General features: G+C 44.2%; 15 protein-coding genes. All 15 read left to right on the forward strand.

The genetic code is table 11. From position 1 onward, the window contains the following. Positions 1–44 precede the first annotated feature (44 nt). The 15 genes from AAA943_RS09555 to hisA all read left to right on the forward strand — a co-directional run bounded on the left by AAA943_RS09555 (position 45) and on the right by hisA (position 12,540). A complete protein-coding gene (locus AAA943_RS09555) occupies positions 45–1,457 on the forward strand; it encodes an anthranilate synthase component I family protein (RefSeq protein ID WP_338224003.1) in 1,413 nt (470 codons plus the stop codon). 58 nt (positions 1,458–1,515) lie between these two features. After that, positions 1,516–1,884 carry a four helix bundle protein gene (locus AAA943_RS09560; RefSeq protein ID WP_338224005.1) on the forward strand — a complete coding sequence of 123 codons (369 nt, stop codon included), beginning with the start codon at positions 1,516–1,518 and terminating at the stop codon, positions 1,882–1,884. A gap of 75 nt (positions 1,885–1,959) precedes the next feature. After that, positions 1,960–2,526 carry an anthranilate synthase component II gene (locus AAA943_RS09565; protein WP_338224006.1) on the forward strand — a complete coding sequence of 189 codons (567 nt, stop codon included), beginning with the start codon at positions 1,960–1,962 and terminating at the stop codon, positions 2,524–2,526. A 30-nt stretch (positions 2,527–2,556) separates the two neighbouring features. Continuing rightward, the gene (gene trpD, locus AAA943_RS09570; protein ID WP_338224007.1) at positions 2,557–3,567 is read left to right on the forward strand and encodes an anthranilate phosphoribosyltransferase; all 1,011 of its coding nucleotides are present in this window, start codon (positions 2,557–2,559) and stop codon (positions 3,565–3,567) included. A gap of 9 nt (positions 3,568–3,576) precedes the next feature. Beyond that, positions 3,577–4,398 carry an indole-3-glycerol phosphate synthase TrpC gene (trpC, locus tag AAA943_RS09575; RefSeq protein ID WP_338224008.1) on the forward strand — a complete coding sequence of 274 codons (822 nt, stop codon included), beginning with the start codon at positions 3,577–3,579 and terminating at the stop codon, positions 4,396–4,398. Next, positions 4,398–5,039 carry a phosphoribosylanthranilate isomerase gene (locus tag AAA943_RS09580; protein ID WP_338224009.1) on the forward strand — a complete coding sequence of 214 codons (642 nt, stop codon included), beginning with the start codon at positions 4,398–4,400 and terminating at the stop codon, positions 5,037–5,039. Before trpC ends, AAA943_RS09580 begins: the two co-directional genes overlap by 1 nt. Positions 5,040–5,060: 21 nt before the next feature. Next, positions 5,061–6,239 (forward strand): tryptophan synthase subunit beta, encoded by a 1,179-nt coding sequence (gene trpB / locus AAA943_RS09585; RefSeq protein ID WP_338224010.1) that lies wholly within the window; start codon positions 5,061–5,063, stop codon positions 6,237–6,239. Positions 6,240–6,389: 150 nt separating this feature from the next. Further along, the gene (gene trpA / locus AAA943_RS09590) at positions 6,390–7,163 is read left to right on the forward strand and encodes a tryptophan synthase subunit alpha (protein WP_338224011.1); all 774 of its coding nucleotides are present in this window, start codon (positions 6,390–6,392) and stop codon (positions 7,161–7,163) included. A gap of 78 nt (positions 7,164–7,241) precedes the next feature. Further along, positions 7,242–8,261 carry a 3-deoxy-7-phosphoheptulonate synthase gene (gene aroF, locus AAA943_RS09595; protein ID WP_338224012.1) on the forward strand — a complete coding sequence of 340 codons (1,020 nt, stop codon included), beginning with the start codon at positions 7,242–7,244 and terminating at the stop codon, positions 8,259–8,261. 84 nt (positions 8,262–8,345) lie between these two features. Next, the gene (locus tag AAA943_RS09600; protein ID WP_338224013.1) at positions 8,346–8,597 is read left to right on the forward strand and encodes a type II toxin-antitoxin system Phd/YefM family antitoxin; all 252 of its coding nucleotides are present in this window, start codon (positions 8,346–8,348) and stop codon (positions 8,595–8,597) included. Next, positions 8,594–8,848 (forward strand): Txe/YoeB family addiction module toxin, encoded by a 255-nt coding sequence (locus AAA943_RS09605; protein WP_338224014.1) that lies wholly within the window; start codon positions 8,594–8,596, stop codon positions 8,846–8,848. The genes AAA943_RS09600 and AAA943_RS09605 overlap by 4 nt, the downstream gene beginning before the upstream one ends. Before the next feature lie 511 nt (positions 8,849–9,359). Beyond that, positions 9,360–9,893: a hypothetical protein gene (locus tag AAA943_RS09610; RefSeq protein ID WP_338224015.1), complete on the forward strand. Its 534-nt coding sequence runs from the start codon at positions 9,360–9,362 to the stop codon at positions 9,891–9,893. 244 nt (positions 9,894–10,137) lie between these two features. Next, positions 10,138–10,920 carry a phenylalanine 4-monooxygenase gene (locus AAA943_RS09615; RefSeq protein ID WP_338224016.1) on the forward strand — a complete coding sequence of 261 codons (783 nt, stop codon included), beginning with the start codon at positions 10,138–10,140 and terminating at the stop codon, positions 10,918–10,920. 74 nt (positions 10,921–10,994) lie between these two features. Beyond that, positions 10,995–11,591, forward strand: coding sequence for an imidazole glycerol phosphate synthase subunit HisH (hisH, locus tag AAA943_RS09620; protein WP_338224017.1), 597 nt, complete (start codon positions 10,995–10,997; stop codon positions 11,589–11,591). A 235-nt stretch (positions 11,592–11,826) separates the two neighbouring features. Beyond that, positions 11,827–12,540 carry a 1-(5-phosphoribosyl)-5-[(5-phosphoribosylamino)methylideneamino]imidazole-4-carboxamide isomerase gene (gene hisA, locus AAA943_RS09625; RefSeq protein ID WP_338224018.1) on the forward strand — a complete coding sequence of 238 codons (714 nt, stop codon included), beginning with the start codon at positions 11,827–11,829 and terminating at the stop codon, positions 12,538–12,540. Positions 12,541–12,635 lie beyond the last annotated feature (95 nt).

Below are 12,635 nucleotides of genomic sequence, written 5' to 3' on the forward strand. Positions count from 1 at the left end.
GATTCCCCGGTAAGCCTTTTTTTAATGCCAAAAAATAACCACAGATGAACCACATTAAGTACCCGATTCTCACCACCTACCGCAAGCGACTGGCCGATACCATCACGCCGGTGAGCATTTACCTGCAGATTAGGGACCGTTTTGCCAATCCGATTCTGCTGGAGTCCTCTGACTATCACGGGCAGGAAAACAGCTATTCCTATATCTGTTTTAATCCTTTGGCAACCTTTGACTTCAATGCCGGGCAGGTCACCGAAAAGCTCCCTGACGGCAAAGTGCTGAGCTATCAAGTGACGGCACAAAAGCGACTGATGGACTGTCTCAGGGCTTTTGGGAATAAGTTTGACCCGACTCCGGATAAGTTTAAGTTTAGTACCAACGGACTTTTCGGATACATTCAATACGATACGGTGGGCTGGTTTGAGGATATCAAACTGAGCAAAACTTCACCCAACGAAATCCCGATGATGCACTATGCGATGTATCAGAATATCATCGTAGTGGATCATTATAAAAACGAATTGCACCTTTTCGAGCACCGCGTAGCCGGAGCCAATAATCCGGAGTATATCGCTGAGATCGAGACGCTTCTCAATAATAAAAACATCCCGGCTTACTCCTTCAAAAGGGTAGGCGAGGAGGTCTCCAACTACACCGACGAGGAGTTTTTGAAGATATTGAACCAAGGCCGTGAGCATTGCTTCAGAGGGGATGTGTTTCAGATCGTGCTATCCAGACGCTTTTCCACGGAGTTTAAAGGCGATGAATTCAACGTCTATCGGGCTCTTCGATCGGTCAATCCTTCCCCCTATCTGTTCTATTTTGACTACGGTTCTTTCAAAGTGTTTGGAAGTTCGCCCGAAGCACAGATTGTGGTCAAAAACCGTAAAGCGACCATTTTTCCGATTGCGGGTACTTTCCGGCGAACAGGTAATGACATCGAGGATGCGGAATTGGCTAAGAAGCTTTTCGACGATCCCAAGGAAAATTCTGAGCATGTGATGTTGGTGGATTTGGCCAGAAATGACCTTTCCCGATCCTCTGATGTGGTCGAAGTGGAAGTATTCAAGGAAATCCAATACTATTCTCACGTGATTCATTTGGTATCTAAAGTGACCGGTCAGTTGGCGCAAGGGGCTAATCCGCTTCAACTCGTTGCGGATACTTTTCCAGCGGGTACGCTTTCAGGAGCTCCTAAATACCGGGCAATGGAACTGATCGACGAGTTGGAAAACGTCAGCCGTCAATTCTACGGCGGTGCGATCGGCTACTTGGGATTCAATGGCGATTTCAATCACGCAATCTTGATTCGCTCATTTGTCTCAGAAAACAATCACCTGAGATTCCAAGCTGGAGCAGGGGTGGTAGCGAAAAGCTCGATTCCCTCAGAGTTACAGGAAGTGGCCAATAAGCTGGAGGCGCTGCGAGTGGCTTTACGGGCTGCTGAGAAAATTTGAGTGGTAAAGTTGGAATGTGGTAAGGTTGTAAAGTTGAGCTAATCCGAACTTTAAAATCATGAAAGCAAATAGTTTTGAAGAATTGGTTATTTGGCAAAAATCAATTGCTATCGGAGTTCAGGTTTATCGTTTATCTGACCAACTCCCCTTGAAGAATGATTATAAATCAAGAGATCAGCTCATTGGATCTGCTGTTTCCATCTCAAATAATATTGCTGAAGGTTTTGAGTATAATAATAGAATTCAATTCATCAAATTTCTTGGATATGCTAAAGGATCTGCTGGAGAATTGAGAAGCCAATTAGCCCTTCTAGTTGAAGTTGGAAGAGTCTCTAAAGAAGATTATTTAAACTTAAAAGAGGAATTGATCGGACTTTCAAAGCAGATCAAAGCATTAATTACTTACCTGAAAAATAAAAAGGATTAAATACGGGGATTAGGGTTCATGAACCTTGCCACTTTACAACTTTACCACCTTGCAACCGAATTGAAAAATAAAACGATGCGTATTCTTGTTCTCGATAACTACGACTCCTTCACCTACAATCTGGTCTATATCGTCCGGCAATTGGGGTATGGATCGCAAATGGATGTCTTTCGAAATGATAAAATCAACTTGGAAGACGTCGCCAACTACGATAAGATTCTCCTTTCTCCTGGTCCGGGAGTTCCTTCGGAAGCCGGAATTATGCCTGAATTGTTGAAAAAATATTCCTCCTCAAAGTCCATTTTGGGAGTTTGCCTGGGACATCAGGCGATCGGAGAAGCATTTGGCGGAAGCCTGATCAACCTGTCTGAAGTGCTTCACGGAGTTGCTTCTGAGGTGACGGTGCAGGATGATTTGTTTTTCAAAGACGTTCCCAAGACTTTCAAAATCGGCCGTTACCATTCTTGGGTGATTGACGAGTCTACGCTTTCCCCTGACCTAGAAGTGATCGGCAGGACGCCCGATCAACAGATTATGGCTGTGCGCCACAAACAGTTTGATGTAAGAGGGGTTCAGTTTCATCCGGAAAGTATTTTGACAGAAAACGGCGTCAAAATCATGCAGAATTGGTTAGATTCTTAAATTTGAAGTTCACCCACTCCATAATCACCCATGAAAGATATTTTAAATCAGTTGATTGCCCATCAAACGCTTTCTCAGGAACAAGCCCGGGAAGTGTTGAAAAATATTGCCACTGGAGGCTACAATACCAGTCAAATAGCCGCTTTTATGACGGTTTACCTGATGCGATCCATCACGGTGGAAGAGCTTCGGGGATTTCGTGAAGCGATGCTGGAGCTTTGTATTCCCGTGGAAATCGACGAATACGATGCCATGGACCTTTGCGGCACAGGAGGAGATGGCAAGGATACGTTTAATATTTCCACGCTTTCTTCCTTTATCGTCGCTGGTGCGGGGCAAAATGTGGCCAAGCATGGCAATACGGGCGTTTCTTCCATTTGTGGTTCGTCCAACTTGCTTCAGTATTTTGGCTACCAGTTTACCAATGATATCGAGGAAATCCGCCGCTCTTTGGATGAAGCAGGTCTTTGTTTTTTGCATGCTCCGCTTTTCCATCCGGCTATGAAAAATGTAGCTCCTATTCGGAAAGAACTCGGCGTGAAGACCTTCTTCAATATGCTGGGTCCCATGGTGAATCCCAGCTTTCCCAAAAAGCAATTGGTTGGCGTTTTTAGCTTGGAATTAGCAAGGCTATATGGATACCTATACCAGGAGACCGAAGGGAAATTCTCCATTCTTCATGCCTTGGATGGGTACGATGAGATTTCACTCACTGGACCATTCAAAATGATCTCTAATTCCGGCGAGAAACTATATATGCCAGAGTCCATTGGTCTTTCAAGGCTTTCTGCTGAAAGCATCAAGGGAGGCTCTAAGGTTGAAGAATCAGCCAAAATCTTTGAAAATATATTGAAAGGGAAAGGGGAAAAAGCCCAAAATCAAGTGGTCATTGCCAATGCAGCAGCCGCCTTGGTGACCGCAAGAGAAGGAGTGAGTTTTGCAGATGCCGTCTTGGAGGCCGAAGAAGTTCTGCTGAGCGGCAAGGCACTGAAAGTATTCAACGGCCTGGTCAATCCCCAAACTACAGTTTCATTCGCTTAACAAATTCTTATGAATATTCTGGAAAAAATCATTGCTGATAAATACAGGGAAGTAGACGAGAAAAAGAGTCTGATTCCTGTCAAATTACTTGAAAAAAGCATTTACTTCTCCGGGCCGGTAGTGTCCATGAAAAAGTACGTAAGCCACCCGGACAAGTCGGGAATCATCGCAGAATTCAAGAGAAAATCCCCATCCAAAGGAATTATCAATGGAGGTGCTTCTGTAGAAACTGTAAGTATTGGCTACATGCAGGCTGGAGCTTCCGCTTTGTCCATCCTGACCGATAAGGAGTACTTCGGTGGCACCAATGAGGATCTCAAAATCGCCCGAAAATTCAATTTTTGTCCGATTCTAAGAAAGGATTTTGTGGTGGATGAATATCAAATCATCGAAGCCAAATCCATCGGGGCAGATTGCATTCTGTTGATTGCGGCAGCCTTGGAGCCTGAAAAATTAAAGTCTTTGGCCTATTTCGCCAAGAGTTTGGGGCTTGAGGTTTTAATGGAAGTGCATGATGGCGAAGAGCTGGATCGAAGCCTTTGCGATGGTTTGGATTTGATTGGGGTAAATAACCGGAATCTCAAAACCTTCCATGTTTCTTTGGATACTTCTCTGCAGTTGGTTGAGCGGATTCCTTCCCAATTTGTCAAGGTGTCAGAGAGTGGGATTTCTGAACCGAAGACGCTGGTGGAACTGAAAAAAGCGGGCTTTGATGGTTTCCTGATTGGAGAAAACTTCATGAAATCCAGCCGACCAGAGCAGGCTGCTTACAATTTCATCAAGGAATTCGGAAAGCTGAAAGCAGTGGAACCAGAACTATTCCAAGCCTGATGGAACTTAAAGTCTGCGGCATGCGAGATCCTGAAAATATCCGAAGCTTAATTTCGGAAGTGGGTCCGGATTGGATGGGATTGATCTTTTATCCCAAATCGCCTCGCAATGTACCAGATGAGAAAGCTGCTCATTTGAAAGAATTTCCGGTGAAAAAAGTTGGGGTTTTTGTTAATGAAACAGAGCAAGAAATCCTCAAAAAAGTGGATCAATTTGGTCTTGCCGCTATTCAGCTTCATGGAATGGAAACGGTGGACTTTGTCAAAGAGCTATCTGAAAAAACCGATTCAGAACTCTGGAAAGTTATTTCGGTAGGACCGGAGATCGATTGGAAAAGCCTGGAAGGCTACCTGCCATTTGTGAGCAAGTTTCTTTTCGATACCGCTACAGCGGCCCATGGAGGTTCGGGAAAGCGGTTTGACTGGGAAATTTTGAAAACTTATCCCTTTGACAAAGGCTTTCTGCTCAGTGGAGGTTTGGATGAAGAGTGTGCTGAAGAAGTCTTGGATTTGCGAGAGCAAATCCCCCAACTCCAAGGCGTGGATCTCAACTCCAAATTTGAGGAGGCTCCCGGTCTAAAAAACATTGAAAAACTGATAAATTTCAAAAGTCGCCTGATTCATTCTGGCACTAATAACTAATAACCTTATAACTAGTAACCGATGATACGTGTAGATGAAAAGGGATTTTACGGAAAGTTTGGCGGGGCCTATATCCCTGAGATGCTTCATCCGAATATTGAGGAGCTAAGGGATAACTACGAGGCGATTGTGGCAAGTCCGGAGTTCCAGCAGGAGTTTCAGACCTTGTTGAGGGACTTTGTGGGTCGTCCGACACCGCTCTATTTCGCCCATCGTCTTTCTGAGCAATACGGAGCCAAAATCTATCTCAAGCGGGAAGATCTTTGCCATACCGGTGCCCACAAAGTCAACAATACGGTCGGACAAATCCTTTTGGCCAAAAGACTGGGTAAAAAGCGAATCATCGCCGAAACCGGCGCCGGTCAGCATGGGGTAGCAACGGCAACTGTTTGTGCCTTGATGGGCATGGATTGTACAGTCTACATGGGCGAGTTGGATATTCAGCGTCAGCGACCCAACGTGGAGCGGATGCGAATCCTGGGAGCCAAAGTCGTGCCCGCGACTTCCGGCTCCAAAACCCTCAAAGACGCCACCAACGAGGCCATGCGTGCTTGGATCAACAATCCTGTGGATACCCATTACATCATCGGTTCAGTCGTTGGGCCGCACCCCTATCCGGAAATGGTTGCTCGATTCCAGTCGGTTATTTCTGAGGAAATTAAATGGCAGCTGAAGCAAAAAGAAGGACGTGAAAATCCAGATGCGGTCATCGCCTGTGTAGGTGGTGGATCGAATGCTGCAGGAGCCTTTTACCACTATTACAATACGCCTGAAGTTCGCTTAATCGCAGCCGAAGCAGCTGGTTTGGGAATCAGTTCGGGGAAATCCGCAGCTACCACGGCATTGGGTACTCCGGGGATTTTGCACGGATCCAAAACCATTCTGATGCAAACCGAAGACGGACAAGTGGTCGAGCCACATTCTATTTCTGCAGGTTTGGACTATCCGGGAATCGGGCCGGTTCATGCGCACTTGTTTGATATCGGAAGAGCAGAGTTTGTGGCTGTGGAGGACGAAGATGCGATGAAAGCAGGGATTTTGCTCAGTCGCACCGAAGGAATCATCCCCGCGATCGAAACTGCTCACGCCATCCATGCCCTCAACATGATCGAGTACCGCAAAGACGACGTGATTGTGATCAATCTTTCCGGCAGGGGAGATAAGGATTTGGAAACGTATATCAAGTGGGGAAATTATTGATTTACGATTGACGATTTTGGATTTACGAAATCTTCAGGATCTCAATCACCAAATCCAAAAGCAGTTTGATTTTGATTAATGGATCAACACCACTCACAAGCTCGTAAATCGTAATTTTCAATACCTACGCAAAAAATAGTAATTACACTGATGAATAGAATTCACTACTTATTCAATACCAAACAGGATCGGGTGCTTTCGATCTATTTTACGGCGGGATTTCCCAAGCTGGAAGATACTATTCCGGTCATGGAAGCCATTGAGGCGGGAGGAGCGGACATTATCGAAATCGGGATTCCGTATTCCGATCCGATAGCCGACGGTCCTACGATCCAAGACAGCAATATGATCGCTCTGGAAAATGGAATGAGCATGAAAAAACTCTTTGAGCAACTCAAAGGCTTTCGTGCCAAAGTACATCTTCCCGTGGTGCTGATGGGGTACCTGAATCCGATCATGCAGTTTGGAATGGAGGAGTTTTGCAAAAAGTGTAAGGAAGTCGGAGTGGACGGACTCATTGTGCCCGACTTGCCTATGCAGCAATACTTGGATGAGTACAAAAGCCTGTTTGACTCCTACGACTTGGTCAATACCTTTTTGATCTCTCCCCAGACTTCCGAAAAGCGCATCCGGGAAATCGATGAAAACACCGACGGATTTATCTACATGGTTTCTTCTCATTCGATTACGGGAGCCAAGGCAGATATTTCGGATGAGCAGATTGCCTATTTCGAGCGGGTAAAAGCCATGAACCTCAAAAATCCCCGACTGATCGGCTTTGGTATTTCAGATGCCCAAACTTTCAGCACAGCTTCTCAGTACAGCAACGGAGCGATTATCGGTTCGGCTTTTATCAAAAAGATTAAAGATGCTCAAAACCTCAATCAGGAAATCCAAGCCTACATTCAGTCAGTTATTCGATAGGAACTTTTCCAAAGTTTTAAACTTTGGAAAAGTTTCAACACTACTCACAATGGCGTAAATCAAAAATCGTACTTCCCCATGATTATCCAACTTCAACCCGATATCACCGATTCCCAAAAAGAAAAACTGATCTCCAAAGTCAATGAGAGCGGTTACAAAACCACCGAGGTCAAAACCCAACTCGGCGACTACATCATCGGTATTGGCAAAAATGAATTTGACATCCGCCGCATCGGTCAGATGGACGGCATTCAGGACATCCATATCGTCTCGGACGAATACAAGCTCGTTTCCAAAAAGTGGAAAGCCAAGCCCACTTCCGTTGATCTTGGCGATGGGGTTTTTATCAAGGATGGGGAAATGGCCATCATCACTGGTCCTTGCTCCATCGAGTCCGAAGACCAGATCCGCAAAGTCGTCAACCACTGCGTGGAAAATGGCATTACCATGATGCGTGGAGGCGTATTTAAGCCCCGAACTTCCCCTTACGCCTTCCGAGGGATGGGTATCGATGGACTGAAATTGTGGCATTCCATCGCGTCCGAAGCAGGGGTGAAGATCGTCACCGAAGTGATGCAGACCTCCCAAATCGAGGAAATGTACCCCTACGTGGACATTTACCAAGTTGGTGCGAGAAACTCCCAAAACTTCAATTTGCTTGACGAACTCGGCAAAGTGGACAAAGCCGTGATGATCAAAAGGGGGATTTCCGGTACGATCGAGGAATTGCTTCAGTCCGCGGAATACGTCTTTTCCGGAGGAAATGAAAAACTGATCCTTTGCGAGCGAGGTATCCGAACTTACGAGCGCGCTTCCCGAAATACGCTGGATCTCAATGCCATTCCGATCCTGAAAGCCAAATCTCACTTGCCGGTAATCGTCGATCCTTCACACGGGATTGGAATCCGGGCCTATGTGCCTCAGATGGCTTTGGCAGGAGTCATGGCCGGAGCAGATGGCATCATCTATGAGTCGCACGAAGTTCCCGAGAAAGCCTATTCCGACGGACAGCAAACCTTGGACTTCGCCCAAAGTGCAAGACTAGCCACTTGGATCAGAGAGATTTTTGCGAAAAGGAAAACTTTTGAATTGCTTTAATCAAATCTTGTTTGAAAGGTTATTCAAACCAAAGAGTTTTTGATTACGTACGGAAAAAGGTACATTTGATAAAATTCTGCAGCTATGAAAGTGGTGAATTACACGGACCTGAGAGTCAATTTGAAGAAATGGTTTGATTTGGTAGTGGATGATTTGGAAGAGGTCATCATTAAGCGAAAGGACAATAGAGATCTGGTATTGATTTCCTTGGACGAATACAATGCGCTCAAGGAAACCAGCTATTTGCTTTCGGGAAAAAACCGTGAGGTTTTGATGAAATCTCTGGAGGAAGCGAAAGCTGGGAAAGTGGTTGAAAAGCCTTTGATTGAGGAATGAGGATCGCCTGGAGCGTCACGGCTTGGGAGGGTTACCTGTACTGGCAGACGATCGACAAACAAAAACTCAAGCGGATCAACGAACTGGTCAAGGGGATCATTCAGGATCCATTTAAAGGAATCGGCAATCCCGAGCCGCTAAAGCATGATCTGCAAGGCTTTTGGTCCAGAAGGATTGATGGAGAACACCGACTGGTTTATTCCTTTCAAAATTCCGAACTTTTGATCATTGCCTGTCGATACCATTATTAAGTGTTTCAATACAAGTTTTCGCGCTTAAAAATTTTAGGTTTTGAAAAACAATTGGCAATAAGTAGCTTTATTCATTACGTTAACCATTAGTTTTATAATTTTTATGGTAGAAAGTTTAATTGGTCAATTCGCTGGAGCCCAGTTTGGAGAACTAATCCAAGAGCATTTTAAAAGTCAAAGCAAAAACGAGATTTTAGCGGCATTTAGTTAAATCAATAGTGAACTTGGAAATAGGTTTCAGACAATTGACTTTTTACCTCTGTTAAATATTTGGCATGATGCTTCAAAAAATAAGGTTTTATTCAGAGGAGATTGCGGCAAGATTTTTAAACAAATAAATGATTCTTTTCAAGAATATGTAGGACATGAGTATTCAATTTCCGAAGATGATCTAGTTAATTTTTTCAATTTGGTGGTACTTAATCTTGCTTTTAATGTTCATTTAGACTCACAGTTTAAGACCCATTTTTTTGATTCATTGGCGAAAAAAAGTTTTATCCAAAAGCTTTTAATGAAAAAAGAAGAAAAATTCTTCTTTGACTTGTGGGAAAAAGATATCCAAATTTCAAACGATTTTGATCCATTTGAATATTGTAAAATTTTTCCAAAACAATATTTTGTTTGGTTGTACCAAGATTTTGGGTTAAATCTTTCTGAAATAAATACCTACTGCTATAAAAAACACCACATTATTGGTATTGCGATGCATTTTAGCAGCAAAAACTTATACTCAACCAAGAAGGTTATCAGCAATTTCATCAAGATTGTCTACAGACCTAATCCTCAACTAGGATTGACCTCTAAGGCTCCTTATATTTTAGACTGCCATAGTTTATCTATGGCGAATAAGTTAATGAAGGATTTTATTTCACAAAGACTCGGAGATGAAGGGGTTGATTGGGAGATTGTTGGTTCAGCGTATTTGGCTAATGATGAAATTCCCTACGGCACGATTAGAACAGTTTTTGGAAACCATAAAGCAGGACAGTTTAAATATTTTTTTGATTTCTCAAAGCCAAATTCGAATCCACTGAATAGAATTTGATATTATCTAGATAGGAAAACTTTTGACCTTCTATAAAAAACTTTTGTACCAAGGCAAAACCCTGCTTAACTTCACAGCATGAATCCGACACCAAGAACCTATGTGCATCATTCTTATCACTTCCTCCAATGAGGGATAGGGATGACTTTGGTTTTTGCTGAAGATAAAAAGGCCTATTCCGTAACCGGTTTAGGCCTTTTCCAGTTTTAGAAGTAAAATGAACAGAGATAAACCCAACTATAAAATGATTAACCAAGCCAAAGACTGGGTCTTTTCCGACCCGAGATTGAAAGAAATGAGGCAGGATTACGCTGCCTACACCGAGGAAGATTTTAAGGTCTGGAAAATTCTTTTCGAAAGGCAGATGCCCAACCTTCCCAAAGCAGCCTCTAAGGCCTATTTGGAAGGGGTGAAAACTGTAAACTTCACCGCGGATCGTATTGCCAACTTTGAGGAACTTAACGAGATCCTTTTGAAGACCACAGGCTGGGCGGTCCAAGTCGTGCCGGGATTGATCGATGACGATTTGTTTTTCGGATTGATGAACAACAAGCGTTTTCCTTCTTCCACCTGGCTTCGCAAAATGGAACAGCTGGACTACCTCGAGGAGCCGGACATGTTTCACGATGCCTTTGCTCACATGCCTTTGCTGACCAATCAGCACTATGTGGATTTTCTGGAAAAGCTCAGCGGAATTGCGCTGAAGCACATTCAGGATCCTTGGGCGATTCAGTTGCTGAGCCGGATTTATTGGTTTACGATTGAGTTTGGACTGATTCGGGAAGATGGAGAATTGAAGGTATATGGCGCTGGGATTTTGAGTTCTGCGGGAGAGACCAAGTTTTCTCTTTCAGACGAACCGAAGCATTTCTCCTACGATGTGCGCCACATCATGAGTACCGAGTACTGGAAAGATCGCTTTCAGGATAAATATTGGGTGATCGACAGCTACGAGCAGCTTTTCAATTCACTTCCTGAGATTGAGGAGGTGCTTGAAGAGATGTTGAAAGAAAAGATGGAAAATTAAACTGACCGAAGACCGAAGACCGAAGACCGAAGCACTGACTTCTGTCTTCCGTCTCCCGTCTTCCGTCTTCACGCATGAAAATAGCAGTAATCAAATACAACGCCGGCAATGTACAATCGGTCCTCTATGCCTTGGAGCGATTGGGGGCGAATGCGGTTTTGACGGATGATCCGGAGGAAATTCACGCTGCGGACAAGGTGATCTTTCCCGGTCAGGGTGAGGCGAGCTCCGCCATGACTTACCTCAAAGCCCGTCAACTTGACCAAGTGATTAAGGATATCAAGCAGCCTTTTTTAGGGGTATGTTTGGGTTTGCAGTTGCTTTGCGAGCACTCCGAGGAAAATGACACCGAGTGCTTGGGAATCTTTCCGGTGAAAGTGAAGCGCTTTATTCCGGAGAATTCACAGGAATTTAAAGTGCCTCATATCGGCTGGAATGAAATTGAAAATCTGGCCGACAACATCCTTCTGAAAGACTTGCCGGATCCGAAGTTCCTGTACTACGTGCATAGCTATTACGCTGAGTTGAGTGAAGCCACGATTGCTACTACCCATTACATTCATGACTTTACAGCTATCCTTCATCGGGATAATTACTGGGCGATTCAAGCCCACCCGGAGAAAAGCAGTACGGTCGGGGAGAAATTGCTAGCTAACTTCTTAAACATTTAAAGGATTTAAGATGTACGATTTTTGATTTACGACATGTTTTGGGACTTCAGACCTAATTCTCAAAGTTTAAATTTTGAGTGGAATGATTGAAGTTCAGAAAGTGGTCGTAATCGTCATTCGTAGATCGTAAATTAATCCCACCAGCCCCCTTTGAAAGGGGGAGTTGGCCCAATAGAACCTCAAACCTTAAATCCCGCAAGTCTTGTGTCTTAGGTCTTGCATCTAAAGTCTTACTATGTATATCATTCCCGCCATTGACCTTATCGGAGGCAAGTGCGTTCGCCTCAGTCAGGGCGATTACAGCAGCAAAAAAGAATACCACGACGATCCGCTCGAAATGGCTAAGCGCTTTGAAGGTGCTGGAATCTCCCGTTTGCATCTAGTGGATTTGGATGGTGCCAAAGCTAAAAAAATCATCAACGGAGATGTTTTGGAGCGAATTTGTGCAGGGACGAGTTTGCAGGTGGATTTTGGAGGTGGTATTCAAGCGGATGAGGAAATAGAAAAAGCCTTTTCACTAGGAGCCAAGCAAGTGACCGGAGGAAGCATTGCGGTGAAAAATCCAACTCTTTTCGATGAATGGATTACGAAGTATGGTTCGGAGAAAATCATCCTCGGTGCCGATGCTAAAAACAAGAAAATCGCGGTGGGTGGTTGGGAAGAGACTACATCGGTGGATTTGATTCCATTTATCCAAAGCTACTTCGACAAAGGAATCCGCTATGTGATTTGTACCGATGTGGCCAAAGACGGTTTGCTTCAAGGACCATCAGTGGACTTGTATCGGGAGATTTTGCAGGAAATTCCCGAATTGAAGCTCATCGCCAGTGGAGGAGTGTCTTCCGTCAAAGACCTCGAAGAACTCGAGAAAGTCGGGGTTTACGGAGCGATTGTAGGGAAGGCGTACTATGAGGGGAGAGTGACTTTGGAGGAATTGGCAGCCTTTTGATTTACGATTTATGATTTTTGATTTACGACATTATTTTGAACTTCAATCATAAAAAAGGAAATCTTGACCTTTGGATTTCAGGTTTGAGGTTCCCA

The organism is Algoriphagus confluentis (assembly GCF_036245625.1).
Lineage (GTDB): Bacteria > Bacteroidota > Bacteroidia > Cytophagales > Cyclobacteriaceae > Algoriphagus > Algoriphagus confluentis.